22 protein-coding genes, 1 tRNA gene and 1 pseudogene are annotated in these 26,929 nt (G+C 71.6%); 19 read left to right on the forward strand and 5 right to left on the reverse strand.

Annotated features, from left to right (window positions below):
* Positions 1–106 precede the first annotated feature (106 nt).
* A complete protein-coding gene (locus IF67_RS0118965) occupies positions 107–1,183 on the forward strand; it encodes a mechanosensitive ion channel family protein (RefSeq protein ID WP_030987165.1) in 1,077 nt (358 codons plus the stop codon).
* Positions 1,184–1,348: 165 nt separating this feature from the next.
* On the opposite strand, the gene IF67_RS0118970 is transcribed toward IF67_RS0118965, so the two are convergent.
* Positions 1,349–1,422, reverse strand: a tRNA-Pro gene (locus IF67_RS0118970).
* A 152-nt stretch (positions 1,423–1,574) separates the two neighbouring features.
* Between IF67_RS0118970 and IF67_RS0118975 the strand changes: the two genes are divergently transcribed.
* The 6 genes from IF67_RS0118975 (at position 1,575) to IF67_RS0119000 (ending at position 9,310) form a co-directional block, all read left to right on the forward strand.
* Positions 1,575–1,943, forward strand: a complete 369-nt coding sequence (locus IF67_RS0118975) for a DUF488 family protein (RefSeq protein WP_030987167.1) — start codon at positions 1,575–1,577, stop codon at positions 1,941–1,943.
* A 113-nt stretch (positions 1,944–2,056) separates the two neighbouring features.
* Positions 2,057–3,250 (forward strand): argininosuccinate synthase, encoded by a 1,194-nt coding sequence (locus IF67_RS0118980; protein WP_030987168.1) that lies wholly within the window; start codon positions 2,057–2,059, stop codon positions 3,248–3,250.
* Between the two features lie 119 nt (positions 3,251–3,369).
* A complete protein-coding gene (gene argH, locus IF67_RS0118985) occupies positions 3,370–4,812 on the forward strand; it encodes an argininosuccinate lyase (RefSeq protein WP_030987169.1) in 1,443 nt (480 codons plus the stop codon).
* Positions 4,813–4,927: 115 nt separating this feature from the next.
* Positions 4,928–5,479, forward strand: a complete 552-nt coding sequence (locus IF67_RS0118990) for a TetR/AcrR family transcriptional regulator (protein WP_030987170.1) — start codon at positions 4,928–4,930, stop codon at positions 5,477–5,479.
* Positions 5,476–7,113 carry an MFS transporter gene (locus tag IF67_RS0118995; RefSeq protein ID WP_030987171.1) on the forward strand — a complete coding sequence of 546 codons (1,638 nt, stop codon included), beginning with the start codon at positions 5,476–5,478 and terminating at the stop codon, positions 7,111–7,113. The genes IF67_RS0118990 and IF67_RS0118995 overlap by 4 nt, the downstream gene beginning before the upstream one ends.
* A gap of 226 nt (positions 7,114–7,339) precedes the next feature.
* Positions 7,340–9,310 carry a bifunctional metallophosphatase/5'-nucleotidase gene (locus IF67_RS0119000; protein ID WP_030987172.1) on the forward strand — a complete coding sequence of 657 codons (1,971 nt, stop codon included), beginning with the start codon at positions 7,340–7,342 and terminating at the stop codon, positions 9,308–9,310.
* Between the two features lie 74 nt (positions 9,311–9,384).
* On the opposite strand, the gene IF67_RS0119005 is transcribed toward IF67_RS0119000, so the two are convergent.
* Positions 9,385–10,053 (reverse strand): lysophospholipid acyltransferase family protein, encoded by a 669-nt coding sequence (locus IF67_RS0119005; protein ID WP_030987173.1) that lies wholly within the window; start codon positions 10,051–10,053, stop codon positions 9,385–9,387.
* Positions 10,054–10,349: 296 nt separating this feature from the next.
* Between IF67_RS0119005 and IF67_RS0119010 the strand changes: the two genes are divergently transcribed.
* Entirely contained in the window at positions 10,350–11,483 is a 1,134-nt protein-coding gene (locus IF67_RS0119010) for a glycerophosphodiester phosphodiesterase (RefSeq protein WP_030987175.1), read from the forward strand.
* A gap of 342 nt (positions 11,484–11,825) precedes the next feature.
* On the forward strand, positions 11,826–12,368 hold the full coding sequence (locus tag IF67_RS0119015; RefSeq protein WP_030987177.1) for a GNAT family N-acetyltransferase: 543 nt from the start codon (positions 11,826–11,828) through the stop codon (positions 12,366–12,368).
* A gap of 72 nt (positions 12,369–12,440) precedes the next feature.
* Here IF67_RS0119015 and IF67_RS0119020 read toward each other — a convergent pair whose 3' ends face one another.
* Complete coding sequence (locus IF67_RS0119020) at positions 12,441–12,896, reverse strand: hypothetical protein (protein ID WP_030987179.1); 456 nt, start codon at positions 12,894–12,896, stop codon at positions 12,441–12,443.
* Positions 12,889–13,257, reverse strand: coding sequence for a hypothetical protein (locus IF67_RS0119025; protein WP_030987181.1), 369 nt, complete (start codon positions 13,255–13,257; stop codon positions 12,889–12,891). The genes IF67_RS0119020 and IF67_RS0119025 overlap by 8 nt, the downstream gene beginning before the upstream one ends.
* 118 nt (positions 13,258–13,375) lie before the next feature.
* On the opposite strand from IF67_RS0119025, the gene IF67_RS0119030 reads away from it, so the two are divergent.
* The 10 genes from IF67_RS0119030 to IF67_RS0119075 all read left to right on the forward strand — a co-directional run bounded on the left by IF67_RS0119030 (position 13,376) and on the right by IF67_RS0119075 (position 26,626).
* A complete protein-coding gene (locus IF67_RS0119030; protein ID WP_030987183.1) occupies positions 13,376–14,023 on the forward strand; it encodes an HAD-IA family hydrolase in 648 nt (215 codons plus the stop codon).
* A gap of 411 nt (positions 14,024–14,434) precedes the next feature.
* On the forward strand, positions 14,435–15,529 hold the full coding sequence (locus tag IF67_RS0119035) for a methionine ABC transporter ATP-binding protein (protein WP_030987184.1): 1,095 nt from the start codon (positions 14,435–14,437) through the stop codon (positions 15,527–15,529).
* A complete protein-coding gene (locus IF67_RS0119040; RefSeq protein ID WP_030987186.1) occupies positions 15,526–16,260 on the forward strand; it encodes a methionine ABC transporter permease in 735 nt (244 codons plus the stop codon). Before IF67_RS0119035 ends, IF67_RS0119040 begins: the two co-directional genes overlap by 4 nt.
* Before the next feature lie 103 nt (positions 16,261–16,363).
* Positions 16,364–17,221, forward strand: coding sequence for a MetQ/NlpA family ABC transporter substrate-binding protein (locus tag IF67_RS0119045; RefSeq protein ID WP_030083043.1), 858 nt, complete (start codon positions 16,364–16,366; stop codon positions 17,219–17,221).
* 287 nt (positions 17,222–17,508) lie between these two features.
* The gene (locus IF67_RS0119050; protein ID WP_030987188.1) at positions 17,509–18,144 is read left to right on the forward strand and encodes a GNAT family N-acetyltransferase; all 636 of its coding nucleotides are present in this window, start codon (positions 17,509–17,511) and stop codon (positions 18,142–18,144) included.
* 178 nt (positions 18,145–18,322) lie between these two features.
* Positions 18,323–19,543 carry a precorrin-6y C5,15-methyltransferase (decarboxylating) subunit CbiE gene (cbiE, locus tag IF67_RS0119055; protein WP_030987190.1) on the forward strand — a complete coding sequence of 407 codons (1,221 nt, stop codon included), beginning with the start codon at positions 18,323–18,325 and terminating at the stop codon, positions 19,541–19,543.
* A 235-nt stretch (positions 19,544–19,778) separates the two neighbouring features.
* Positions 19,779–23,966, forward strand: a complete 4,188-nt coding sequence (cobT, locus tag IF67_RS0119060; protein ID WP_030987192.1) for a nicotinate-nucleotide--dimethylbenzimidazole phosphoribosyltransferase — start codon at positions 19,779–19,781, stop codon at positions 23,964–23,966.
* A gap of 167 nt (positions 23,967–24,133) precedes the next feature.
* Positions 24,134–25,372: a uroporphyrinogen-III C-methyltransferase gene (gene cobA, locus IF67_RS0119065; protein ID WP_030987194.1), complete on the forward strand. Its 1,239-nt coding sequence runs from the start codon at positions 24,134–24,136 to the stop codon at positions 25,370–25,372.
* Positions 25,373–25,425: 53 nt separating this feature from the next.
* Entirely contained in the window at positions 25,426–26,241 is an 816-nt protein-coding gene (locus IF67_RS0119070; RefSeq protein ID WP_030987196.1) for a TrmH family RNA methyltransferase, read from the forward strand.
* 40 nt (positions 26,242–26,281) lie between these two features.
* Entirely contained in the window at positions 26,282–26,626 is a 345-nt protein-coding gene (locus IF67_RS0119075) for a hypothetical protein (protein WP_030987197.1), read from the forward strand.
* Here IF67_RS0119075 and IF67_RS45005 read toward each other — a convergent pair.
* Positions 26,627–26,847, reverse strand: a pseudogene (locus IF67_RS45005) (IS5/IS1182 family transposase); the annotation flags it as partial. It lies immediately after the preceding gene.
* Positions 26,848–26,929: the final 82 nt, after the last annotated feature.

Consider the following 26,929-nt stretch of genomic DNA (forward strand, 5'->3'; position numbering starts at 1 on the left):
ATGTCCCGGCGCATTCGCAGCCTTAGAGACAAGCAGGTGACTTGGTGACGACACATCACATCCGGCTCATAGTGCAGCCGTTCCCCCGGACCCCGGGAGCCGGCCGGTGAACCGGGCTTTCACGCTGCACGACATGATCGTCGCCGGGGTCGCGCTGGCCGCCGGTCTCGCGGCCGGCCTGGTGCTGCGGGTGGCCCTGCGGTGGCTGGGCAAGCACGCGCTCAGGACGCGGTGGAGCGGGGACGACATCATCGTCGACGCCTTGCGGACCGTGGTGCCGTGGGCGGCGATCACTGCCGGTCTGGCGGCGGCGGCCGCGGCGCTGCCGCTGACGGAGACGGTCGGACACACCGTCAACCGGACGCTGACCGTCCTGCTCATCCTGGTCGTCACGCTCACCGCGGCCCGGGTGATCACCCGTCTGGTGAAGACCCTGGCGCAGTCCAGGTCCGGCGTGGCCGGATCGGCCACCATCTTCGCCAACATCACGCGCATCGTGGTGCTGGCGATGGGCTTTCTCGTCGTGCTCCAGACCCTGGGCATCTCCATCGCCCCGCTGCTGACCGCGCTGGGCGTGGGTGGTCTCGCGGTCGCGCTGGCGTTGCAGGACACCCTCGCCAACCTCTTCGCCGGTGTGCACATCCTCGCCTCGAAGACCGTGCAGCCCGGTGACTACATCCGGCTCAGCAGCGGTGAGGAGGGCTATGTCGTCGACGTCAACTGGCGTAACACCGTGGTGCGCCAGCTCTCCAACAACCTGGTGATCATCTCCAACCGCCAGCTGGCCGACACCAACATGACCAACTTCAGCCGGCCGGAACAGAAGTTGACGATCCTGGTGCAGGTGGGGGTCGGCTACGACAGCGACCTCGAGCATGTCGAGCGGGTCACCACCGAGGTCGTCGAGAGCGTGATGACCGATGTCAACGGCGGTGACCCGGACCATGAACCGGCCGTGCGCTTCCACACCTTCGGTGATTCCCGGATCAGCTTCACGGTGATCCTCGGGGTCGGCGAGTTCAGCGACCAGTACCGGATCAAGCACGAGTTCATCAAGCGCCTGCACCAGCGCTACCGGGCCGAGGGCATCAGGATTCCCTCCCCGGCGCGGACCGTGGCACTCCAGAAGCCGGAGGAGATAGCGATACCGCACCCGCGCGGGGTGGCGGACCCGGTGGCGTAGGCGGCAGCCGCCCACGCCATGGAGGCCGCTCCGTGGCCCCGCTCACGCCTCGCTCCGCGTCCGCCACCGGCAGGCCGGGGCGAGGCCCCGTACGGGAGCGGCCAAAGCAACGGAAAAGGCCGCTTCCGAGATCTCGGAAGCGGCCTCTGACCTGCAAAAACACCGTCGGGACGACAGGATTTGAACCTGCGACCCCTTGACCCCCAGTCAAGTGCGCTACCAAGCTGCGCCACGTCCCGGTGCTCATACCGGCCGGAGAAGTCCCGGCCGGGGCGTGCAGAAGAAAAATACCCTGTCCCGGCCCATGAATCCAAAGCGGGTCCCCCGCAGTGCCCTTTCCGGGCTCCCGGCAGGGGGCGCGCTCCCATGGTTCGATAGGAATATGGATGATATGTCCGCAGGTGATGCCCTCCGTACGCGCCGGGTGTACGAGCCGCCGGAGCCGGCGGACGGGGCGCGGGTCCTGGTCGACCGGCTCTGGCCGCGGGGGCTGTCCAAGGCGGATGCGCAGCTGACCGAGTGGTGCAAGGACGTGGCGCCCTCGTCCGAGCTGCGGCGCTGGTACGGGCACGAGGGGGAGCGCTTCGAGCGGTTCGCTGAGCGCTATCGCGAGGAGCTGGCGCAGGGAGCGGCCCGGCGGGCGCTGGAGCAGTTGCGGGAGCTCGCCGAGGAGGGGCCGCTGACGCTCCTGACGGCGACGAAGGAACTGTCGGCGAGCCATGTGACCGTCCTGACGGAGGTGCTGCGCGAGGGGCTGTGAGGCGGCCCCGCCGTCGGCCTGCCCTTCGGCCGCATATTCCTCATCGCATTGACGAAACATACGGTGGAGTGCATACTTATACCTACCAGTGCATGGATCGTAAGGAGAAAGCCGTGACCGAGCGCGTCGTACTCGCCTACTCGGGGGGCCTGGACACCTCTGTCTGCATCGGCTGGATCGCCGAGGAGACGGGCGCCGAGGTCATCGCCGTTGCCGTGGACGTCGGCCAGGGCGGCGAGGACCTGGAGGTCATCCGCAAGCGTGCGCTCGCCTGTGGTGCGGTCGAGGCCGAGGTTGCGGACGCCAAGGACGAATTCGCCGACGAGTACTGCCTCCCGGCGATCAAGGCCAATGCCCTGTACATGGACCGCTACCCGCTGGTCTCCGCGCTCTCCCGGCCGACCATCGTCAAGCACCTGGTGGCCGCCGCCCACAAGCACGGCGCCACCACCGTCGCCCACGGCTGCACCGGCAAGGGCAACGATCAGGTCCGCTTCGAGGCCGGTATCTCCTCCCTCGCCCCCGACCTGAAGTGCATCGCCCCGGTCCGCGACTACGCGATGACCCGGGACAAGGCGATCGCGTTCTGCGAGGACAAGAAGCTGCCGGTCGCGACCACCAAGAAGTCGCCGTACTCCATCGACCAGAACGTCTTCGGGCGGGCCGTGGAGACCGGCTTCCTGGAAGACATCTGGAACGCCCCGATCGAGGACGTGTACGAGTACACGGAGAACCCGGCCACCCAGCGGGAGGCCGACGAGGTCGTCATCTCCTTCAAGGAGGGCGTCCCGGTCGCCATCGACGGCAGGCCCGTCACCGTCCTCCAGGCCATCCAGCAGCTCAACGAGCGGGCCGGTGCCCAGGGCGTCGGCCGGATCGACATGGTCGAGGACCGGCTGGTCGGCATCAAGTCCCGTGAGGTGTACGAGGCGCCTGGCGCGATCGCGCTGATCACCGCGCACCAGGAGCTGGAGAACGTCACCGTCGAGCGCGAACTGGCCCGCTACAAGCGTCAGGTCGAGCAGCGCTGGGGCGAGCTGGTCTACGACGGCCTGTGGTTCTCCCCGCTCAAGCGCGCCCTGGACGGCTTCATCGCCGAGGCAAACCAGCAGGTCAGCGGCGACATCCGGATGACCCTGCACGGCGGCCGCGCGGTGGTCACCGGCCGGAGGTCCGACCAGTCGCTGTACGACTTCAACCTCGCGACCTACGACTCCGGCGACACCTTCGACCAGTCGCTCTCGAAGGGCTTCATCGAGCTCTTCGGCATGTCGAGCAAGATTGCGGCCAAGCGCGACCTGGCCTGAGCCCGTCTCGTTACTTCCGTACGCACACCGCCTCCCCGCCCTCGCGGCGGGCGGGGACACCTCCTGGCCCTCAAGGCCGTGGGGGAGCGGCACATCCGAAGCAGCCTTGAGGAGCAGCAGTGAGCAGCAACAGCGGTGACGTCCGGCTCTGGGGTGGGCGGTTCGCCGACGGCCCGGCCCAGGCGCTGGCCCAGCTGTCGGCGTCCGTCCACTTCGACTGGCGGCTGGCCCCCTACGACATCGCGGGCTCCCGTGCGCACGCCCGGGTGCTCCACCAGGCCGGACTGCTGACCCCCGACGAGCTGGAGCGGATGACCGCCGGTCTCGGCCGGCTCGAACGGGACGTCGCCGACGGTTCGTTCACCGGCACCATCGCCGACGAGGACGTCCACACCGCCCTGGAGCGCGGGCTGCTGGAGCGGCTCGGTCCGGACCTCGGCGGCAAGCTGCGGGCCGGCCGGTCCCGTAATGACCAGGTCGCCACGCTCTTCCGGATGTATCTGCGCGACCACGCCCGGATCATCGGCGGGCTGATCGCCGACCTCCAGGAGGCGCTGGTCGGCCTCGCCGAGGCCCACCCGGACGTCGCGATGCCGGGCCGCACCCACCTCCAGCACGCCCAGCCGGTGCTCTTCGCCCACCATGTGCTGGCCCATGTGCAGTCGCTGTCCCGGGACGCGGAGCGGCTGCGCCAGTGGGACGAGCGCACCGCCGTCTCCCCGTACGGCTCGGGCGCGCTGGCCGGCTCCTCGCTCGGCCTCGACCCGGAGGCGGTCGCCGCGGACCTCGGCTTCGAGCACGGCTCGGCCGGCAACTCCATCGACGGCACGGCCTCCCGAGACTTCGCCGCGGAGTTCGCCTTCATCACCGCGATGATCGGGGTGAACCTCTCCCGGATCGCCGAGGAAATCATCCTCTGGAACACGAAGGAGTTCTCCTTCGTCACGCTCCACGACGCCTTCTCCACCGGCTCGTCGATCATGCCGCAGAAGAAGAACCCGGACATCGCCGAGCTGGCGCGGGGCAAGTCGGGCCGCCTCATCGGCAATCTGACCGGTCTGATGGCGACGCTCAAGGCGCTGCCGCTCGCCTACAACCGCGACCTCCAGGAGGACAAGGAGCCGGTCTTTGACTCCTGCGACCAACTGGAGGTGCTGCTCCCGGCGTTCACCGGCATGATGGCCACGCTGACCGTCCACCGCGAGCGCATGGAAGAGCTGGCCCCGGCCGGCTTCTCGCTGGCCACCGACATCGCGGAGTGGCTGGTCAAGCAGGGTGTGCCGTTCCGGGTGGCGCATGAGGTCGCCGGTGAGTGCGTCAAGGAGTGCGAGGGGCTCGGCATCGAGCTGGACCAGCTCACCGACGAGCAGTTCGCCAAGATCTCGCCGCATCTGACGCCCGAGGTCCGCGGCGTCCTCAACGTTCCCGGCGCCCTCGCCTCGCGCAGCGGCCGGGGCGGTACGGCGCCCTCGGCGGTGGCGGTCCAGCTCGCCGAGGTCCGCACCGATCTGGTGAAGCAGCAGGAATGGGCGGCGGCCAAGAAGGTCACCGAGCTGCCCTAGTCGGACAGACATGCACGACGGCGGCCCGCCCCCGGGAGAGACCGGGGGCGGGCCGCCGTCGTATGCGTGAGCCCCAAGTGAGACACTGATGTCTCATTCGGCTAGTGTGTGTCTCATGGCCCTGGACCGCGAACGCGTACTCAAGGAAGCCGCCGCGTTGCTCACGCGGCGGGCGTCGACGCCGATGGACGAGATCGCCCGCGCCGCGGGCATCAGCCGCGCGACCCTGCACCGGCACTTCGCCGGGCGGGACGCCCTGATCAGGGCGCTGGAGGAGCACGGGATCGCGCAGTTCGTGCAGGCGATGGACGCGGCGCGGCTGGAGGAGGGGGACGCCGCCGACGCGCTGCGCCGGCTGATCGCCGAAGCGGAACCGGTCGCCGCCGTACTGGCCTTCCTCTTCACCGAGAACCAGCTCTTCGAGGACGGCGAGATCAACGCCGGCTGGGCGGAGCTGGACGCCCGCATCGCCGCCCTCTTCCGCCGCGGCCAGGAAGAGGGCGACTTCCGGATCGATCTGAGCGCCGCCTGGCTCACCGAGGCCTTCTACGGCCTGATCGGCGCCGGCGCCTGGGCCGTGTACGAAGGGCGCGTCGCCCGCAACGACCTCAACCACTCGATCGCCGAGCTGCTGCTCGGCGGCATCCGACGGAGCATGGAGAAATGACCGAGACCATAGCGTCAGGACCGGCAGGTTCGGCCCATGTGGACGACCAGCCCCGCCCGGGCCGCTGGCTCGCGCTCGCCGTCCTCGTCCTCGCCGTGCTGCTGGTCGGCGTCGACGCCACGGTCCTCGGCCTCGCCACCCCCTTCCTCAGCGAAGACCTCCAGCCCTCCGGGACGCAGCTGCTGTGGATCGGTGACATCTACTCCTTCGTCATCGCCGGCCTGCTGGTCTCCATGGGCAGCCTCGGCGACCGCATCGGCCGGAAGAAGCTGCTGCTGATCGGCTCCGTCGGCTTCGGCGCGATGTCGGTGCTCGCCGCGTACGCCTCCACGCCCGAGATGATGATCCTCGCCCGTGCGCTCCAGGGCGTGGCCGGTGCGACGCTGATGCCGTCCACCCTGGCGCTGATCCGCAACCTCTTCCACGATCCCAAGGAGCGCAGCCTGGCCGTCGGCATCTGGGGCGCGATGGCCTCGGCGGGTATGGCCGTGGGGCCGGTCCTCGGCGGTTTTCTGCTGGGGCACTTCTGGTGGGGATCGGTCTTCCTGATCAACCTGCCGGTGATGGCGCTGCTGGTGGCCGTCGGTGCCAAGGTCATCCCGGAGTCGCGCAACCCGGACCCCGGCCCCTGGGACATCCCCAGCGTCCTGCTGGCCCTGGTGGGCATCGTCTGTGTCGTCTACGCCATCAAGGAAGCGGCGGCGCACGGCTACCGCTGGGACATCGCGCTGACGGCCGTCATCGGTGTGCTCGCCCTCTTCGTGTTCGTCCGGCGGCAGCTCACCCTCCCCTCGCCGCTGCTGAACATGAAGCTCTTTCACCACCGAGGCTTCTCCGGAGCGGTGCTGGCCGACCTGCTGACCATCCTCGGCCTGTCCGGGCTGGTCTTCTTCCTCTCCCAGTTCCTCCAGATGGTGCAACTGCGCTCACCGCTGAACGCGGGGCTCGTCGAACTCCCGGCCGCGATCGGTGCGGTGGGCGCCGGTCTGGCAGCCGGCTGGGTCGCCCGGCGGCTGTCGGTCAGGATCGTGGTGGCCGGCGGCCTCGCGGTGGTCGGGCTCTCGCTCGTCGGCTGCACCACCCTGCACGGTGACACCGGCACCGCGGCGCTGTGCGTGATCCTCTTCGTCGTCGGCGTCGGCGCGGGTTTCTCGTTCACCGTCACCGCCGATGTGATCCTCTCCAGCGTCCCCAAGGAGGAGGCGGGCGCCGCCTCCGCCGTCTCGGAGACCGCCTACGAGCTGGGCGCCGCCCTCGGCATCGCCCTGCTCGGCTCCATCGTCACCGGCATCTACCGGGGCTTCGCCACGCCCCCCGGGGTGGCCGAACCCACCGCGGACGCCGCCCGTGAATCGCTCGGCGGCGCCTTCGAGACGGCCGGCCAACTCCCCGCCGACCAGGGCGCCGCGCTGGTGAAGGCCGCTCAGGACTCCTTCGTCCAGGGTGTGGACGTCGCGGCCGGGGTGGGCGCCGTGGTGCTGCTGTCCGCTGCGGTGGCCGCGTGGTTCCTGCTCCGCGGCCAGGAGCTGGCGAACAGCCCGGCCCCGGCGGCCACCGCGGCGCTCTCCGCGGCCGGCCCGAAGCCGGGCCATGGGGACGGACCGGCGCCCGGCGGCCCGGCGGAACGCCCGTAGACGCCGTACGGCCTATCCGCCGGACGGCGGGCACACACCGCGCCTCAGGGCGTGTCCTGTGGATCAAGGCACCCTGCAACCGCCATGATCCACAGGACACGCCCTGGGGGCGACTGTCCCCCGCCCGTTCACGCCCGGTACGCATCGTGGCGACCGGCCGTCCCGAGCGGCTTGCTTGACTCTCCCGTCGTCCCCTCACGGACGGCCCGCTCAGGAGAGTGACGCAGTGCGCGACATCGGACGACGCTCCTTCTTCACCGCCGCGGGGGCTCTGGCCACCGCGAGCGCCATCGGCAGCAACGCCTACGCCACCGGCCACGCCCGCGACGCGGCCACCGCCGACGAATACGTCGACGTCCAGCTCCTCAACATCACCGATCTGCACGGCTATCTTCAGGGCGCCCCGGGTGCCAACTCCCTCATCACCGGCGCCGGCGGAAAGAAGTACACCGTTGGCGGCGTGGCCTATATGGCCGCACACCTGGAGCGGCTGAGAGACGGCCGCCGCAACTCGCTCTTCTTCGCCCCAGGTGACCTCTTCTCCGGCTGGGAATTCGACGCCTCCTCCTTCGCCGACGAGCCCACCATCGAAGCGCTCAACGCCATGGGCCTGGACTTCGCCTCGGCCGGCAACCACGAGTTCGACAAGTCGGCGACCTTCCTGACCTCGCACATGGCGGACGGCGACGCCTTCCCGGTGGTGGGGCGGGACGACGACTTCAAGGACTCCACCGGACGCCGCTTCGAGGGCGCGAAGTTCCCCTACTACAGCGCGAACCTGGTGTGGAACGCGAACGGCGAAACCGTACTGCCGCCGTACAACATCGAGTACGTGGACGCCGGCCGCGGCCGCCGGCTGGCGATCGGCTTCATCCATCTGACCGCCATCGGCACCGAGTCCTTCCCCGGCTCCTACCAGCCGGGTCTGCGCACCCTGGACGAGCTGGAGACCGCCAACCGCTGTGCCGCGGAGCTCAAGTCACGCGGCGTCCATGCGATCGTGCTCTCCATGCACGACGGCGCGGTGGCCGGCAGCGACTTCTCCAGCGGCAAGAACCCCTCGGGGCCCGCGTACGAACTGGCGCTGCGCGCCTCGCCCGACATCGATGCCATCGTCACCGGCCACTGGCACTGCGCCTTCACGATGATGCTGCCCGACCCCAACGGCGACCCCCGCCCCTTCGTCGAGGCGGGCTGCTACGGCCAGATCATCAACGAGATCAATCTGCGCCTCGACCCGGACACCGGATCGGTGGTCCGGGAGCTGACCACCTCCGTCAACCACCCCAACACCCGGGAGGTGACGCCGGACCCGGAGCTGCGCTCGATCGCCGGCTACTGGGCGGGCTACGCCACCCGGCGCGCCCGCAGCAAGATCGGCACGCAGACCGCCTCCTTCACCCGGCGGCGCAACGCGGTGGGGGAGTCCACCATGGGCAACCTCGTCGCCGACTGGGCCCTGTGGGCGGGCCGGCAGCCGCGCGGCCCGATGGACGACCCCGCCCAACACCCCAACACCCCCGCGGATCTCGCCGTCATCGCGGTGGCACCGCGCGTCGGCCAGGCGGTGATCGCCGGCGACCTGATCCGTGACGAGGAGACGAACGGCACCGTCACCTTCGCGCAGGCCTGGAACTCCGTGGGCTTCGGCGACCCGGTCCTGACCGTCACCGTCACCGGCCGGCAGATCCATGACGCGCTGGAGGAACAGTGGGCGCCGACCGCGGGCGGCGGTCTCGGCTTCTCCCCGCTGGCCGTCTCCGGCAACGTCCGCTACACCTTCGACGCCGCGGGTCCGGTCGGCCGGCGGATCGACCCCGCCGAGGTGTTCATCGACGGCACCGCACTCGACCTCGACCGCAGCTACCGGCTCGCCGCTCCCTCGTACACCCTCATCAACCAGGACGGCTTCAGCGCCTTCACCGGATTCACCGCACCGGTACGGCACACCCGCGACTTTGAGAGCTTCATCGCCTTCGTCCGCACCAAGAAGCAGCTGAAGCCCGCCCTGCTGAACCGGGTGGCGGTCAAGAACGCGCAGGTGCCCGGCGCCCGCACCGGCACCGTCACCCAGCGCCAGCAGCTGCTCCAGGCCGACGGCAGCGTGGTGCCGCGGCCCGAGGCGGCGCTGCGTACGGCGCTGACCGGCGGCGCCGAGGGCCAGCGGGCCCCCGGCGGCTTCCGGGTGCCCTGCTGACCCAAGGCGCGGGCGCAGCACGCACAACGGGCCCCATCCGAGGAACGGATGGGGCCCGGCGCGGACGGATCGGGTCAGGCGGCCCTGGCCTTGGTGGCGTACATGTCGACGTACTCCTGGCCGGACAGCTCCATGACGTCGCTCATCACCTCGTCGGTGACGGCCCGCAGCACATAGCGGTCGCGGTCCATGCCGTCGTAGCGGGAGAAGTCCAGCGGCTCACCGAAGCGCACCGTCACCGGGGCGATGTGCGGGCGGCCCTTGCCGCCGGGCTGCACCTTGTCGGTGCCGATCATCGCGAACGGGACGACGGGCGCGCCGGTCATCAGGGTGAGCCGGGCGATGCCCGTACGGCCGCGGTAGAGACGGCCGTCGGGGGAGCGGGTGCCCTCGGGGTAGATGCCGAAGACGCTGCCCTCCTCCAGGATCCGGCGGCCGGTCATCAGCGCGGCGACCCCGCCGTGCCCGCCGTCCCGGTCCACCGGGATCATGCCGGAGCTGGTGAAGAACCAGGCCATCAGCCGGCCCTTGAAGCCCTTGCCGGTGACGTACTCGTCCTTGCCGATGAAGTACACCGGGCGCTTGACGACCAGGCTCAGGAACAGTGAGTCGATGAAGGTGACGTGATTGCCGGCCAGGATCACCGGTCCGGTCGCCGGAATGCGCTCCATGCCCTCTACCTTCGGGCGGTACAGGACACGCATGACGAATCCGAGGATCGCCTTCAGCACAATGCGGGACAACGGGCCCTCCGGGTCGAGACTGGTCAACGGCAAGCGGGCGCAGAACTCTGCAGCCCAGGACAATACTCGCGGGTCACTCCCGCTCGCACATCGGGTTCACGAGGTCGATACGCACAGTTGACATGTGTTACCCCCATCTTCCCCCCGATGTTGGCGTGCGTCTCCCGGGCGTGACCCGTCCGTGCTTACGATCAGCCCGGTGGTGCGGACCGGTGTGCAACACGCCTCATTGCACACCGGAATACACCCGGAAGCACCTGGAACACCACAGAACACCTAGAGCAAGGAGCGTGCGCATGCACAATCGGCAGCCGGGACGACGGATGGTGCTGGGCGCCGCGGCCCTCGGCGCGGGAGCGGCGGTATTCGGCACGGCCGGCCAGGCGAGCGCAGGCCAGCGAGCAGGTGTGCCCCAGGAGCTGCCCGTGCCGCTGATCGTCGGCCACCGCGGCGCCAGCGGCTACCGCCCCGAGCACACCTTCGGCTCCTACCAACTCGCCCTGGACATGGGCGCGGACGTCATCGAGCAGGACCTCGTCCCCACCAAGGACGGGCATCTGGTCTGCCGTCACGAGAACGACATCACCGCCACCACCGATGTCTCCGCGCACCCCGAGTTCGCGGACCGCAAGACCACCAAGTCCGTCGACGGGGTCAAGCTGACCGGCTGGTTCACCGAGGACTTCACGCTCGCCGAGCTCAAGACGCTGCGCGCCAAGGAGCGCATACCGGGCACCCGTCAGCACAACACCCTCTACGACGGTGTGTGGGAGGTGCCGACCTTCGAGGAGGTCCTCCAGTGGGCCGAGCGCGAGGGCCGCAAGCGGGGCCGCCGCGTCTGGCTGCACATCGAGACCAAGCACCCCACCTACTTCCGGGGGCTCGGCCTCGGCCTGGAGGAGCGGCTGGCCAAGGCCCTGCGTGCGCACGGCCGGCACCGCAAGAACTCCCCGAACTTCCTCCAGTCCTTCGAGCCCAGCAGCATCCAGCGCCTGGACAAGCTCGTCGACTGCCCCAAGGTCGTCCTGCTGGGCACGCTCAAGGACCGCCCCTGGGACTTCACGGCGTCCGGTGACCCGCGCACCGTCGCCGACCTGGTCAAGCCCGAGGGTCTGTCGTGGCTCGCCCGCTTCGCCCAGGGCATCGGCCCGGACCTGACCGTGATCATCCCGCGGGACAAGGACGGCAAGCTCGGCGAGCCCAGCTCCGTCGTCAAGGACGCCCACGCCGCCGGACTGGTGCTCCACCCGTATACGGTCCGCAACGAGAACACCTTCCTGCCGACCGACTACCGCCGCGGCACCGACCCGAACGCCTACGGCGACTCGCTCGGCTTCTTCAAGGCCCTTCTCGGCACCGGTATCGACGGTCTGTTCTCCGACAACCCCGACACCGCGCTGCTGGCGGCCGCGCAGTTCCGCAAGCACTGACCGCTCGCGGTCGCCGCCTGCCGCGGCGGAGCCCGGACCGGCACACCTCGCCTGCCCTCTCATCTGAGTTGGGAATGTCACAGGAGAGCTCGGTGCCGGTCCGTTCCGCCTGCCCCACATGCCTGCGCAGAATGCTCGCGGCGGAGATTGCCGCTGCCGCATCCAGGGGATCCCGGAAGAAGCAGTGTCAGCCACGCCATGGCGGCGCCGGGTACCCCACGGCGCCGTCTGTCAGGGCACATCGTTCCGGGCGTACCCCGGGGGACCGAAAGCGTCCCGCGGAAAGCACACCACCCTCAGCGCGCCCGGACCAGCGAAACCGAATAGGGGAGGCATACGCGCATGGGCACGAGCGTGACCATCTCTGCGGCGACCGACCAGGACGCCGAGCAGATCCTCAAACTCCAGTACCTCTGCTACCAGCAGGAAGCCGCGCTGTACGACGACTACGCCATCGAGCCGCTCACCCAGACCCTCCAGGCGCTGCGCGCCGAACTGGGCGGGGCCTGCGTGGTGGTGGCCAGGCTCGGCGAGGAGGTGGTCGGGTCCGTGCGCGGCACGGTCGACGAGGACGGCACCGCGCGGATAGCCAAGCTCATCGTGCACCCGCGGATGCAGCGGCACGGCCTGGGCGGACGGCTGCTCGACTCGGTAGAGCAACGGCTGGCGGCCGAGTGGTCCGTCACGGGCTTCCGCCTGTTCACCGGGCACCGCAGCGAGGGCAATCTGCGTCTGTACCGCAGCCACGGCTATCTGCCCGTGGGCACCGAGCAGCTCACCTCCCGCCTGAGCGTGGTGACGCTGGAGAAGGAGCTGCGCCAGGAGACCACCGCCGTGGGGACGCCTCCCGGCCGGAGCCAGGGGGAGTTCGCCGCCCAGGCGTGAAAAAGGGGGAGGGCGGGCCCGCGCGGTGGCCGGGCCCGCCCTCCCGGCGTCCGCCAGGGACTCCGGGACGGCTCAGGCGGGCTGCTCCGTACGGGCCCGGCGCAGCCACATCAGCCCGGTGACGGGCAGGATGACCGGAATGAAGAGATAGCCCATGCCGTAGTCCGACCAGACCGTGGCGTCCGGAAACGCGGACCGGTCGAGCAGCGTCCAGGTGCCGATACCGAGCACCCCGAGCAGCTCCAGCGCGCAGCAGGCGAACGCGGCCCGGCGGGCGCCCTCGCCGCCGCGCACCAGCGAGAACGTGATGAACCCGTAGACGACCGCGGAGAGGGCCGAGAGGCTGTACGCCAGGGGGGCCCGGTCGAGCTGGGCGATGAGCTGGTAGAGCGAGCGGGAGGCGGCCGCGACGGTGAAGATGCCGTAGAGCGCGACCAGCAGGCGCCCGGGGCCGGTGCCCAGGGAATGCTTCGCCGGGGCGGCGGCCGTGGTGCCGTCCGCCGCGGAGGCCGTCGTGGAATCAGGCACTGCCGCCTCCCCAGATGTCGAACAGCCGCACTTCCAGTACGGCCAGCACCACGGCGCCCGCCGCGACGGTGGCCGAACCCCAGCGGGTGCGCTCCGAGAGCGACATGAACCCGGTCGCGGGGACACAGGCGGCCGCCCCGAGCAGATACGAGACAAAGAGGGCGGTGCCCTGGTCCGGCGACTGGCCGCGGGCCAACTGCACGACGGCGATGACCAGTTGGGTGATGCCGAGCAGCGACACCAGAGCCATGCCGATGAGGTGCCAGTCCTTGGTGGGCTGGTCGCGGAACGCGGCGAAGCCGCACCAGGCCGCGAGGGCGAGAGCGGTCACCGCGACCGTGATCGTCAGCGCGTCGATCACCGGGACCTCCGGGCCACGTGGCTGCGCGCCGTGGGGTTGTGGGGCATGAGGGCGATGCTAATCGGCGGCGGGCGGGCGGCCGCGTCCGGCCCCGCCCCGGCACGTACGCTCGTGAAGTATGAAGATCACCGCTGATGCGCTCCTTTTCGACAACGACGGCACCCTGATTTCCTCCCTGGAGTCCGTCTCCCGCTGCTGGACCCGGTGGGCGAAGGAGTACGGCGTCACCGAGCAGGAGTTCGCCCGGATCCAGCTGCACGGCCGCCCGGCGGCGGAGATCGTCGCCGATCTGCTGCCCGCGGACCGGGTGCCCGAGGCGGTGGCCCGGATCGAGCACCTGGAGGTCAAGGACGTCGCCGGGGGAGTCGTGGCACTGCCCGGCACCCTCGCCCTGCTGGAGAGCCTGCCCGCCGAGCGGTGGGCCGTGGTCACCTCCGCGACCGCCCGGCTGGCCGAGGCCCGTCTCGACGCGGCCGGGATCCGTACCAAGACGCTGATAGCCGCCGACGACATCAGCCGCGGCAAGCCGGACCCGGAGCCGTTCCTGCTCGCCGCCGAGCGGCTGGGGGTGGACCCGGCCCGCTGTGTGGTCTTCGAGGACGCGCCGGCGGGGCTCGCGGCCGGCCGGGCGGCCGGGATGCTGACCGTGGCGTTGACCACAACCCACCGGGCGGAGGAGCTGTCGGCGGATGTCGTCGTCAGCACGCTCGCGGAGGTATCCGCGCAGGCCGCGGACGGATCGCTGGAGATCGCCATCGCGGAGTGAGGCGTTGTCCACGGGTCGGTCAGGCATGTCCGCTATCCGGACTGGCTTGATCGGCCCGTCCTGCTGTCTGGTTTACTTGCCGCCATGACCACGACGAGCAACCGCACCCCTGCGACCGAGGCGTACCTGACGTCCGGTGCTCGTTGCATGTGTCGAATGTGTGACTGCTGAGGGCCCCCGTCTGAGCCTCGCGCCCCGAAGCGAGACCCTTCCCCCGAGCTCTCGAAGAGCAGGGGGATCCCTCATGAGCTGTGCGTCGCCCCCCGACGACGCCGACCGCCCCGCGTCACCGGAACCCGGAGCCGGGCCCCGCGCCCGCCGCCGCCCCGCGTTCCCCTCTGCCGCACTCGCAAGAATGCCCCGTGCCCGGCGGGCGAGCCGCCGAGCACTCGACAGTGACGGAATTCCCTAGTGATCACCACAACGGGCCTGACCAAGGTCTACCGTTCCGGAGACCGCGAAGTCACCGCCCTGGACGGCGTCGATCTGCACGTCCGCGAGGGCGAGGTGTACGGCGTCATCGGCCAGAGCGGCGCCGGCAAGTCCACCCTCATCCGCTGCCTCAACCTCCTGGAGCGCCCCACCTCCGGCACGGTCACGGTCGCCGGCCAGGAACTGACGTCCATCGCCGGACGCGGCAAGCGCGCCAGTGCCCAGCTCCGGGCCGCGCGCAGCCACATCGGCATGGTCTTCCAGCACTTCAACCTGCTGTCCTCGCGCACCGTCCAGGACAACGTCGAACTGCCGCTGGAGATCCTCAAGGTCGACCGCCGCGAGCGCTCCCGCAAGGCGCTGGAGCTGCTGGACCTGGTCGGCCTCGCCGACAAGGCCAAGGCCTACCCCGCCCAGCTCTCCGGCGGCCAGAAGCAGCGCGTCGGCATCGCCCGCGCGCTGGCCGGCGACCCCAAGGTGCTGCTCTCCGACGAGGCCACCAGCGCCCTGGACCCGGAGACCACCCGCTCCATCCTCCAGCTGCTGCGCGACCTCAACCGCAAGCTGGGCCTGACCGTCGTGCTCATCACGCACGAGATGGACGTCGTCAAGACGATCTGCGACTCGGCCGCGCTGATGAAGAACGGCCGGGTCATCGAGCAGGGCACCGTCGCCGAACTGCTGGCCACCCCCGGCTCCGAGCTGGCCAGGGAGCTGTTCCCGGTCGGCGGCGAGCCGTCGGCCGACGACCGCACCGTCGTCGACATCACCTTCCACGGCTCGGCCGCCACCCGCCCGGTGATCTCCGAGCTGTCGCGCACCTACAACGTCGACATCTCGATCCTCGGCGCCGCCATGGACACCGTCGGCGGCAAGCAGATCGGCCGGATGCGCATCGAGCTCCCCGGCCGCTTCGAGGAGAACGTCGTGCCGATCGGTTTCCTGCGCGAGCAGGGTCTCCAGGTGGACGTGGCGGACGTCGACGGCAGCGTCGCGGTGCCCGCCGCCGGCCCCGCCGACCAGCCGGCGATCCCGGCGCCCGCCGCCACGCTCCAGAAGGAAGGTGCCAAGTGACCTGGAACGAGATGCAGCCGCTGCTGTACGACAACACGTTCGACACCCTCTTCATGGTGTGGTGGTCGACGTTCTACGCGGTGCTCATCGGCATCCCGGTCGGTGTGCTGCTGCACCTGACCGACCGCGGGGCCCTCCTTCAGAACATCGTGGTGAGCAAGGTCCTCGGCGCGATCGTGAACATCGGACGGTCCTTCCCGTTCCTGATCCTGATCGTCGTGCTGATCCCCTTCACCCGGCTCGTCGTCGGCGTCTCCATCGGCCCGACCGGCGCGGTCGTCCCGCTCGCGATCGCCGCCATCCCGTTCTTCGCCCGGCTGGTGGAGGCCGCCCTGCGCGAGGTCGACCACGGCCTGGTCGAAGCCGCCCAGGCCATGGGCGGCGGCACCTGGACCATCGTCTTCAAGGTCCTGCTCCCGCAGGCGCTGCCCGCGCTGATCGCGGCCGTCACCACCACCGTCATCACGCTGATCGGCTACTCCGCGATCGCCGGTGCGGTCGGCGGCGGTGGCCTCGGCAACCTGGCCTACACCTACGGCTACCAGCAGTACGAGACCTCGCTGATGATCACCACCGTCGTCGAGCTGGTCCTCCTCGTCACGGTCGTCCAGCTGCTCGGCGACCTCGTCGTCCGCCGGCTCGCCGGCCGCGGCACCCGGGCCTCCTCCCTGGGCGTCGGCCTGCGCCGTGCCCGTACCGAGGAGCCGGCCGCCGTCACCGAAGCCGCCTGACCGCAACACCCCGTACGACCCGCACCACCCCGGAGCCCGGACCCTTTGCCGGGCGGACACCACGCGTGAACGCGCGCGTGTGAACAAGAAAGAGGCACTCTTCGTGCGCAACACCCTGAAGATCTCCGTCGCCATAGCCGCCGCCTCCGCCGTCGCCCTCGGCGCGAGCGCGTGCAGCGCTCCCTCCGACACCACCGCCAGCAGCGACAAGGGCGACAAGAACGCCCCGCTCGTCGTCGCCGCGAGCCCCACCCCGCACGGCACCATCCTGGACTTCGTCAAGAACGAGCTGGCGGAGAAGGAAGGCCTCAAGCTCGTCGTCAAGCCGTTCAACGACTACAAGATCCCGAACAAGGTCACCGACGACGGCCAGGTAGACGCCAACTTCTTCCAGCACAAGCCGTTCCTCGACACCTTCAACAAGGAGAACGGCACGCACATCGTGCCCGTCCAGAACGTGCTCATCGAGCCGCTCGGTGTCTACTCCAAGAAGATCGACAAGCTGTCGCAGCTCAAGTCCGGCAGCACCGTCTCGGTGCCCAACGACCCCTCCAACGAGGGCCGGGCGCTCAAGCTGCTCGCCGACAACGGCGTGATCACCCTCAAGCCCGGTGTCGGCTCCGACGCCAAGCTGACCGACGTCAAGGACGACAAGGGCATCAAGATCACCGAGCTGGAGGCCGCCCAGACCGCGCCGCGCATCGACGACGTCGACGCCGCGATCATCAACGGCAACTTCGCCATCGGCGCCCACCTCAAGCCCTCCAAGGACGCGCTGGCCCTGGAGAAGGCGAAGGGCAACCCCTACGCCAACTTCCTCGCCGTCAAGAAGGGCAACGAAAGCGACCCGCGGATCAAGAAGCTCGCCAAGCTCCTGAACTCCCCCGAGGTCAAGAAGTTCATCGAGGACAAGTACAAGGACGGCTCGGTCATCCCGGCCTTCGGCCCCGCCAAGAGCTGACGCCTCCCTGTCCTGAGGTTTTCCCCGCCGCCCACCCCCTTCCGGGGGGTGGGCGGGTGTGGATGTGCCCTCGCTCGTGCGCAGGTCACCGGCAGGTGGCCGTCCGCGCGGGCGGCCACCGGGCCCCGGACCCGCGCAGTGCGCGGCCGGGGCCCACGCCCATGGCACACCCGCGGGCCGATGCTGCATGCTGGTGCATTCAAGACGGTCAAGACGGCCCGTGACCTCGCGGTCTCACAGCCCGCGACGTTCCGGAACACCACAGTCAACGGCGTGGGAGCAGCGGCATGACATCCACCTTTCCGGACATCTCCATCAGCACGGACCGGTTGGTGCTGCGCCCGTTCGACGAGTCCGATGTGCCCGCGCTCGCCGACATGATGGCCGACGAACTCGTCACCGCCTGGACCACGGTCCCGCACCCCTACACCACCGACGAGGCCCGCGCCTGGGCCACCGGCAAGGCCGCCGCCGTACGCACCGACGGCCGCGGCATCGCCCTGGCCGTCACCGAATTCCTCACCCAGCGCCTGGTCGGCACCATCCACGTCGACCACACCGACTGGCGGGTGCTCAGCACGGAGATCGGCTATGTCACCGCCCCCTGGGCGCGCGGCGAGGGATACGCCTCCGAATCCGTTCTCGCGGTCGCACAATGGCTCTTCCACGACCAGAAGTTCGAACGTATCGAGCTGCGCACGGCGGCCGACAACACCGCCTCCCAGCAGGTCGCCCAGAAGATCGGCTGCATCAGCGAGGGCGTGCTGCGCAACGCCTGGATAGCCCGCAGCCGCACCGAGGACGGCGGCTGGACGGACATCCGCACCGATCTGATCGTGTGGAGCCTGCTGCCCGAGGACCTCGACGGGGTGCCCGGCCTGCTGGCGGACGCGAACGGATTTGCCTACCCCGAGTGGAACTGACCCAGGCCCCCGCTCCGGTCCGTACCTCTCGGGGTACCCTCGGCCTGCCGCGCACCTGCGCGACCCGCGCGGACCAGCGCACCACAGCGGCATTTCCGCCGGCCGGCGGCCGCCCCGCGGCCGGCCCGCCCGCTGACCCCGCCCGCGTACCCACAGCAGCCCCAGGAGACTGACGAGCATGGCCGACCGGGTCACGGTGATCGGATGGGACGGCTCCGCGCTGACCGCCGCCGCCCGCTCCGCCCTCGGCGCCGCCACCCTCGTGGCCGGCGCCGCCCACCACCTCGCACTGCCCGAAGTCCCGCGGAACGCCGAGCGGATCCGGCTCGGCAGTGTGACCCTGGCCGCCCGCCGCATCGCCCAGCACCGCGGTACCGCCGTCGTGCTCGCCGACGGCGACCCCGGCTTCTTCGGCGTCGTGCGCACCCTCCGGGCACCCGAGCACGGCCTGGAAGTGGAAGTGGTTCCGGCCGTCTCCTCCGTCGCGGCCGCCTTCGCGCGGGCCGGTATGCCCTGGGACGACGCCCAGGTCGTCGTCGCCCACAGCCGCGATCTGCGCCGCGCGGTGAATGTCTGCCGCGCCCACACCAAGGTCGCGGTGCTCACCTCGCCCGGCGCGGGGCCCGCCGAACTCGCCCTGCTGCTCGACCGCGTCCACCGCACCTTCGTCATCTGCGAGGACCTGGGCACCGACCGCGAGCGGGTGACAGTCCTCACATCCGACAAAGTTCCCGACCATGTCTGGCGTGACCCCAATGTCGTTATTGTCGTCGGTGGTTCGCCCGCCGGCGCCGCGGCCCAGGGGACCGGCTGGATCGCCGGCCGCGAGGTGGGCCACCCGACGGGCCCGCGCGGCTGGGGACTTCCGGACAGTGCTTACGGCGGCGCCCTGGGTGAGGGCGAGTCCGTCCAGTTGCGCACCGCACAACTCGCCCGTCTCGGGCCGCAGGTGGGCGACCTGGTCTGGGACATCGGCGCGGGCAGCGGAGCCGCCGCGGTGGAGGCCGCGCGGTTTGGTGCCGCCGTCATCGCGGTGGACGCCGACGCGGACGCCTGCGGGCGCGCCGCCGCCCTCGCCCGCCGCTACGGCGTTCAACTCCAGGTCGTGCACGGGCGCGCGCCGCAGGTCCTGGAGGACCTGCCCGAACCCGATGTGATCCGCGTCGGCGGCGGGGGAGCGGAGGTCGTCACCGCCTGCGCGGCCCGCCGCCCCGAACGGATCGTCACCCACGCCGCCACCCGCGACGAGGCCGAAGCGCTGGGCCGGGCACTGGCCGACGGCGGCTACGAAGTCGAGTGCGCGCTGCTCCAGTCCGTGGACCTGGACACCTCCGTCTGGGTCGAACGCGAGCGGTCCGTGGTGTTTTTGCTCAGCGGCTATCGCGTTTCTCACCCATGACCAGCACGGCAACCCGCGCGAGGTAGGCTGGCGGATCGTTGCGCCGCCGTTCCGCATTCGGCTTCGTACGCCAATATCCGGAAAATGCCGTGGTTTTGGCCGAATATGAAGCTCTGGAGAGCGGACGTGCCGCGAGGCGTGCTCGCTCGTTCTAGCTATCGGGCGTCGGCGCGCCCCGGTCGAGCGCGTCGCACGAGCGGTTGGAAGGAGCACTACCAATGGGCGAGGGGTACGCATGACCGACACCGGCCAGGTCCCGGGCGAGGGACAGCCGGAGAACGCAGGCGGACATCCCGGGCAGCCGCAGCCGGCGGCCGCTTCCTCCCCTGCCGACGCCGGACCGACAGAACTGCCGGGCATGGTGTCCCCTCCCGGCGCACACCCCTACCTCGACCAGGCCGACGCCGTCGTCGAGGACGACGATCTGCTGCTGATGCCGGGCACCCAGGGCGCCTGGAGCGAACAGCCGGCGCCCCAGCCGCTCCCGCAGGAGACCCAGCAGGATCAGCACCCCCAGCAGGCCGCGCCGTACGACCCGGCCGCCCAGGGGGCCGCCGGTTTCGAGCCGATGCCCGCCCAGGCCGGTGACCACGAGAGCGGCGGCCGGGATTCCGGTTCCGTCGACCTCAGCGCCGTCCGTATTCCGCAGCCCGCGGCACCGCAGCAGCAGGACCGCGCCCGCGCCGCCGCGCCCGCCACCCCCCAGCGCCGTCCGCTGCACATGGGCCCGCCCGTCCCCGACGCGACCGGCGGCGTGGTCCGTTCGCTCGCCGACCGCGGACCGGCCGACGCGCCCTCGCAGTCCGCCGGACGGCACGCGGGACCGCCCACCGGCGGGCCCGAATACTTCGACGCCCCGGCCGAGGCCCCCGAGACCGCGCCGGGCGGACAGCCGGTGGCCGACGCGCAGCCCGGTGCGGGCCTCCCGTACGCCGAGCAGACCCCCGGGGTGCCGGCGGAGCAGGCTTTCGCGGCACCGTCGTACGCCGAGCAGCCCTACGGTGGCCAGCTGTCCGCCGAGCAGACCTACGGGGCCGCGGGCCAGGGCCCGTTGCCCGGCCCGCAGCTCGGCGAGATCCCGTCGCAGGTGCCGTCGTGGAACGAGGCCTCCGCCCAGGCCGCCCACCTCCCGCAGACGGCGCCGGTCCCGACTGAAGAAACGGTCGCCCCCGAGGCGCCCGTCGCACCCGCCGCCGAGGCCGCGCCGTCCGTCCCGCAGGACGCCGCGCCGCTCGCCGAACAGCCGCAGCCGATGCCGCTGCCGGCCGAGGACGCCGCGGCGGCCGTCGACGGCGCGGCCGTCGTCGCGGACGCGGCCGGTGCCGTGCAGGACGCGCAGGCGGCGGCCCCGGCACCGCCGCAGGAGGTGGCTCCGGACGTACTGCCGGATGCGGCCGTGCCCGGTCAGGACGGCATGCCCGTGGCGGAGGCCGCGGTGCCGGACGACGCCGCGGCGAACGCTCCCGTGGCGGAGGCCGCCGCGCAGGAGGCGCCCGCGGCGGACGACGCTGCCGTGGCCGCCCAGCAGCCCGAGGCGGTTGCCGCCGAGGTGCCCCAGCAGCCGGTGGACCAGGAACCGCCCGCCGAGGCCGAGCCCGCGGCTCAGGAACAGGCCGCCGAGGCCCCGGCCCCCGCCGTGGCGGAGGCGGACGGCGCGCCCGTGGAACCCGTGACGGAGCAGCCCGCCGCCGTCGGGCCTGCCGCCACCGCCGAACCGGCCCGGGCCCCGCAGGACGAGCAGACCGCCGGCCAGGAACCGCCCGTCGGCCGGCCCGAGGCCGCCGACCAGCCGCAGCCCGCCGAACCGGCCCCCGCCGTCGACGAGCCCCAGCCGCAGCCCGAGGCCGTCCTGAGCGAGCCCGAGGCCGTTCCGGCCGAGGCCGGTGCCGACGACGTCCCCGCCGCCGAGACCGCCGCCGCCCCGCTGCCCGCCACCGCTCCCCAGGGCCCCGTCGCGCAGCCCGTGTCCGAGAGCGGCGCTCCCCTGGAGCAGACGGCCATAGAGCCGCCCGAGGCGCAGGAAGCGGCCGCCGGACAGCCGCAGTCCGACGCCCCCGCGGACGCCGCCGGGCAGCAGACCGCCGAGGTGCCCGCACCGGACGCCCCGCCGCAGGGCGCGGACGCCGCCGAGCAGCAGCCCGTAGCCGCCGGCGCCGACACCCCGGACCACCTCGGCGAGCCGAACGACCCGACGGCCGAGCCGGCCCCGGGCAACGGCCCCGCCGCGGACGCGACACCCGACGAGCCCGCAGAGGCGGCCGGGGCGGAGGAGCCCGTAGCGACTGCCGGTGACGAGCCCGCAGAGACTGCCGGGACCGACGAGCCCGCCGAGGCCGACGCCCCCGCGGACCTCGCCGATGCGCCCGCCGACGCCCCACCCGTCGCTGTCCACATCCCGGCCCAGGCCTCCGGCGAGCCGTCCCCCACGGACGGCACGACCCCGCAGGCCGCGGCCGCCGGCGAAGAGCCCACGACGGCCGGGCCCCAGCCCGGCAGCGCCCCCGCCGTCGACGCGCCCGCCGACGAGACACCCGAGCAGCAGGACATCGCCGAACTCGTCCAGCTCGGCGAGGGCCAGGAGGACGACCAGCCGCAGACGGCCGGTCAGCGGCCCGCCGAAGCGCCCGACGGCTCCGTGGCGCCCGACGGCTCCGACCCCGCGGTGGCGCCCGGCCCGGCCGAGGGCCCGTCCCCGGCCGCCGGGTACGACGACTCCGAGCGTGCCGCCGTACACCGCGTGATGCGCGAACGCCGCGACATCCGCAACGGCTTCCGCAGCGACGCGATCCCCAACGACGTACTGCTGCGCGTCCTGGAGGCGGCCCACACCGCCCCCAGCGTCGGCCACTCCCAGCCCTGGGACTTCGTCGTCATCCGCTCGGACGAGACCCGCGAGAAGATGCACCAGCTCGCGACGGCGCAGCGCGAGGCCTACGCCAAGTCGCTGCCCAAGGCGCGCGCCAAGCAGTTCCGCGAGCTGAAGATCGAGGCGATCCTCGAAACGCCGGTGAACATCGTCGTCACCGCCGACTCCACCCGCGGCGGCCGGCACACCCTCGGCCGGCACACCCAGCCGCAGATGGCGCCGTACTCCTCCGCGCTCGCCGTCGAGAACCTCTGGCTCGCCGCCCGCGCCGAGGGCCTGGGCGTCGGCTGGGTCAGCTTCTTCGACGAGCGGGAGATGGTCCGCGAACTGGGCCTGCCCGAGCACCTCGAAGTCGTCGCCTACCTGTGCATCGGCTACGTCGACGAGTTCCCGGAGGAGCCCGAGCTGCTCCAGGCCGGCTGGTCCAAGCGCCGCCCGCTGTCCTGGGTCGTCCACGAGGAGACCTACGGCCGGCGCGCGCTGCCCGGCGAGAGCCCGCACGACCTCCTCCAGGAGACCCTCCAGGGCATCCGCCCGCTGGACGCCAAGGCGCTCGGCGAGGCCTGGGAGCGGCAGAAGCGGATGACCAAGCCCGCCGGGGCGCTGGGCATGCTGGAGATCATCTCCGCGCAGCTGTCCGGGCTGTCCCGCAAGTGCCCGCCGCCCATCCCGGAGCCGGCCGCCGTCGCGATCTTCGCCGGTGACCACGGGGTGCACGCCCAGGGCGTGACCCCCTGGCCCCAGGAGGTCACCGGCCAGATGGTCGCCAACTTCCTGGGCGGCGGCGCGGTCTGCAACGCCTTCGCCAACCAGGTCGGCGCCGAGGTCTGTGTCGTGGACGTCGGGGTGGCGGGCGAACTCCCCGCCACCCCCGGTCTGCTGCCGCGCAAGGTCCGCCCGGGCACCGCCGACTTCACGGCGGGCCCGGCGATGACCCAGGAGGACGTGCTCAAGGCCATCGAGGTCGGTATCGACACCGCCCGTGACCTCGTCGCGGCCGGCAACAAGGCGCTGCTCACGGGCGAGATGGGCATCGCCAACACCACCACCTCCGCCGCACTGATCTCCGTCTACACCGGCGACGACCCGGTCGAGGTCACCGGCCGCGGCACCGGCATCAACGACGAGACGCACGCCCGCAAGGTCGATGTGGTCCGCCGCGCCCTGGAGCTCCATCAGCCCGACCCGGCCGACCCCATCGGCGTCCTCGCCGCGATCGGCGGCCTGGAGCACGCCGCCCTCGTCGGTCTGATCCTCGGCGGCGCCTCGCTGCGTACGCCGGTGATCCTGGACGGGGTGAGCGCCGGCGCCGCCGCTCTGGTGGCCCGTGCCATCGCCCCCGAGGCGCTGGCGGCCTGCATCGCGGGCCACCGCAGCGCCGAGCCGGGCCATGTCGCGGCCCTGAACAAGCTGGGCCTGCGCCCGCTGGTCGACCTCGATCTGCGCCTCGGCGAGGGCACCGGTGCCCTGCTGGCGCTGCCCGTGGTGCAGAGCGCCGCCCGCGCCATGCACGAGGTCGCCACCTTTGACTCCGCCGGAGTCACCGAGAAGAGCTGAGCGGGGGCAGCCACCGCCCCCGCATGACCCCCGGCCCGCAGCCCCATAGGCTGTGGGCCGGGGCCGTACCGCCCCAGGGCCGTACCCCCCTTCACCAGCCGCTCCGGCGCCGCAGCGGCTGAGCCGGCCGCCGCCTTCGCATCATCCGCACAAGGAGCCGTACCGTCATGGCTGAGCATGCCGCCGAACACGCCGCTTACCCCGTCGGACTGCGGCTGTCCGGCCGCCGGGTGGTCGTCCTGGGCGCCGGACAGGTCGCCCAGCGCCGGCTCCCGTCCCTCGTCGCCGCGGGCGCCGATGTCCTGCTGATCTCCCCGTCCGCCACCCCGTCCGTCGAGGCGATGGCCGACGCCGGTGAGGTCCGCTGGGAGCGCCGCCGCTACCAGGACGGCGACCTCGCCGACGCCTGGTACGCGCTGATCTCCACCGACGACCCCGAGGCCAATGCCGCAGCTTCCCAGGAGGCCGAGGACCGCCGGGTGTGGTGCGTGCGCTCCGACGACGCCGAGGCGGCCACCGCCTGGACCCCGGCCACCGGCCGCAGCGAGGGCGTCACCGTCGCTGTGCTCACCGGCCGCGACCCGCGCCGCTCCGCCGCCGTGCGCGACGCGATCGTCGAGGGCCTCCGCGACGGCAGCATCGCCGCCCCGCACCACCGCCGCCCGCACACCCCGGGTGTGGCCCTGGTCGGCGGCGGCCCCGGCGACCCCGACCTGATCACCGTCCGCGGCCGCCGGCTGCTCGCCGAGGCCGACGTCGTCATCGCCGACCGCCTCGGCCCCCGCGACCTCCTCGCCGAACTCCCGCCGCATGTCGAGGTCATCGACGCCGCCAAGATCCCCTACGGCCGGTTCATGGCCCAGGAGGCCATCAACAACGCGCTGATCGAGCACGCCAAGGCCGGCAAGGCCGTGGTCCGGCTCAAGGGCGGCGACCCGTTCGTCTTCGGCCGCGGCATGGAAGAGGCCCAGGCGCTCGCCGAGGCCGGCATCCCCTGCACGGTCGTCCCCGGCATCTCCAGCACCATCTCGGTGCCCGGCGCCGCCGGCATCCCGGTCACCCACCGCGGAGTCGCCCATGAGTTCACCGTCGTCAGCGGCCACGTCGCCCCCGACGACGAGCGCTCGCTCGTGGACTGGCCCTCGCTCGCCAAGCTGCGCGGCACCCTCGTGGTCCTGATGGGCGTGGAGAACAGCGGCGCCATCGCCGCCAAGCTGGTCGAGCACGGCCGCGCCGCGGACACCCCGGCCGCCGTCATCCAGGAGGGGACCACCGCGGCCCAGCGCCGGGTCGACGCCACTCTGGCGACGCTCGGCGAGACGGTACGGGCCGAGGGCGTGCGTCCCCCGGCGGTCATCGTCATCGGCGAAGTCGTCGCCGTCGCGACCGCCCCTACCCACCGGTAACCGATCCCGTACGCGGCATTGGAACCCCGAGACCGACAAGGCACTATCTCCCCGTGGCAGAAATCATCACCGTCGATGACCCGGACGACCCGCGGCTGGCCGACTACACCGGACTGACCGACGTCGAGCTGCGGCGCCGGCGCGAGCCCGCTGAAGGGCTCTTCATCGCCGAGGGCGAGAAGGTCATCCGGCGCGCCCGGCACGCCGGCTACGAGATGCGCTCCATGCTGCTCTCGGCCAAGTGGGTCGACGTCATGCGCGATGTCATCGACGAGGTCCCGGCGCCGGTCTACGCCGTCAGCCCGGACCTCGCCGAGCGGGTGACCGGCTACCACGTGCACCGTGGCGCACTGGCCTCCATGCAGCGCAAGCCGTTGCCGGACGCCACCGAACTCCTTGCCGGGGGCCGGCGCATCGTCGTCATGGAAGCGGTCAACGACCACACCAACATCGGTGCGATCTTCCGCAGTGCGGCGGCCCTCGGCATGGATGCGGTGCTGCTCTCCCCGGACTGCGCCGATCCGCTCTACCGCCGCTCGGTGAAGGTCTCCATGGGCGCGGTGTTCTCCGTGCCGTACGCACGCCTGGAGGGCTGGCCGCGGGACCTGGCCGCCGTACGGGAAGCGGGCTTCAAGCTGCTCGCCCTCACCCCGGCCGAGAAGGCGACCCCCATCGACGAGGCCGCCCCGCACACCCTGGAGCGCGCCGCCCTGATGCTGGGCGCGGAGGGCGGCGGTCTGAGCACCGGCGCGCTGCGAGCGGCCGACGAATGGGTCCGCATCCCGATGGCGCACGGCGTGGACTCGCTCAACGTGGGAGCAGCCGCCGCGGTGGCCTTCTACGCGGTGGCTACGGGCCGGCCCGCTTGAGGGCCTGTCCGGCGGATCAGGGCGTCATAGGCTCCAGGCCATGCACAGCACCCTGACGGAGCATGCCCGGTGTCTCTACGGAGACGAGTACCGGCCCACGCCGCAGTGCGGGCTCGAACACCGTGAGCACTTCTTCGTCGAGGAGCTGACCTTCGCTGACGTGGATTCGATCCTGGCCATGCTGCGCGAACTCTGCCCGCACGTGGTTGACGGCCGCTTGCCGGTCTGGACCCGGAACCTGGCCTATCGCCTGGTGCTCTTGCAGCGGCCGGACGAGCCGGCACTGATGCGAGAGGCCGCCGAGAACCTGTGGTTGCACGGCCCGGACTGGGACGGCGTCGCAGCTGATCTGGTGAAGCGGGCGGATGCGCTGGAAGCGGGCTGATCAAGGCCTGAGCCAGAGGCGTATCGAGGCGACGGTGACAGTGCCGTGGAAGACGCAGGCGCAGCTGGTCGCAACGCGTCGCCACGGCCCGGGAGCGCTTGAGCCGGTTGACTCGCCCCCGTTCCGGCGCTTGTACCTCTCCGTGCCGAGCCCGCGGGCCGGCCTCCTCGGACGCCCCTGCGCCGACGGCTTGACCGCTGGTCCTTCGGCTCCGGGAGGGAGCCGAACATGGGCCCCCACGCGATGGGGTCACATGATCCGGCGGACAGAACCCAGGGAGCTCTGCGTCGGCGCCAGGTCAGG

The organism is Streptomyces sp. NRRL S-1813 (genome assembly GCF_000719605.1).
Taxonomy (GTDB): domain Bacteria; phylum Actinomycetota; class Actinomycetes; order Streptomycetales; family Streptomycetaceae; genus Streptomyces; species Streptomyces decoyicus.

Excerpts from the sequence above, each read along its gene's own strand:
- IF67_RS0118975 (WP_030987167.1), top strand. The coding sequence starts at position 1,575 with ATGTCCGCAGGTGATGCCCTCCGTACGCGCCGGGTGTACGAGCCGCCG.
- IF67_RS0118990 (WP_030987170.1), top strand. The coding sequence starts at position 4,928 with ATGGCCCTGGACCGCGAACGCGTACTCAAGGAAGCCGCCGCGTTGCTC.
- IF67_RS0118995 (WP_030987171.1), top strand. The coding sequence starts at position 5,476 with ATGACCGAGACCATAGCGTCAGGACCGGCAGGTTCGGCCCATGTGGAC.
- IF67_RS0119010 (WP_030987175.1), top strand. The coding sequence starts at position 10,350 with ATGCACAATCGGCAGCCGGGACGACGGATGGTGCTGGGCGCCGCGGCC.
- IF67_RS0119015 (WP_030987177.1), top strand. The coding sequence starts at position 11,826 with ATGGGCACGAGCGTGACCATCTCTGCGGCGACCGACCAGGACGCCGAG.
- IF67_RS0119030 (WP_030987183.1), top strand. The coding sequence starts at position 13,376 with ATGAAGATCACCGCTGATGCGCTCCTTTTCGACAACGACGGCACCCTG.
- IF67_RS0119050 (WP_030987188.1), top strand. The coding sequence starts at position 17,509 with ATGACATCCACCTTTCCGGACATCTCCATCAGCACGGACCGGTTGGTG.
- cbiE (WP_030987190.1), top strand. The coding sequence starts at position 18,323 with ATGGCCGACCGGGTCACGGTGATCGGATGGGACGGCTCCGCGCTGACC.
- cobT (WP_030987192.1), top strand. The coding sequence starts at position 19,779 with ATGACCGACACCGGCCAGGTCCCGGGCGAGGGACAGCCGGAGAACGCA.
- cobA (WP_030987194.1), top strand. The coding sequence starts at position 24,134 with ATGGCTGAGCATGCCGCCGAACACGCCGCTTACCCCGTCGGACTGCGG.
- IF67_RS0119075 (WP_030987197.1), top strand. The coding sequence starts at position 26,282 with ATGCACAGCACCCTGACGGAGCATGCCCGGTGTCTCTACGGAGACGAG.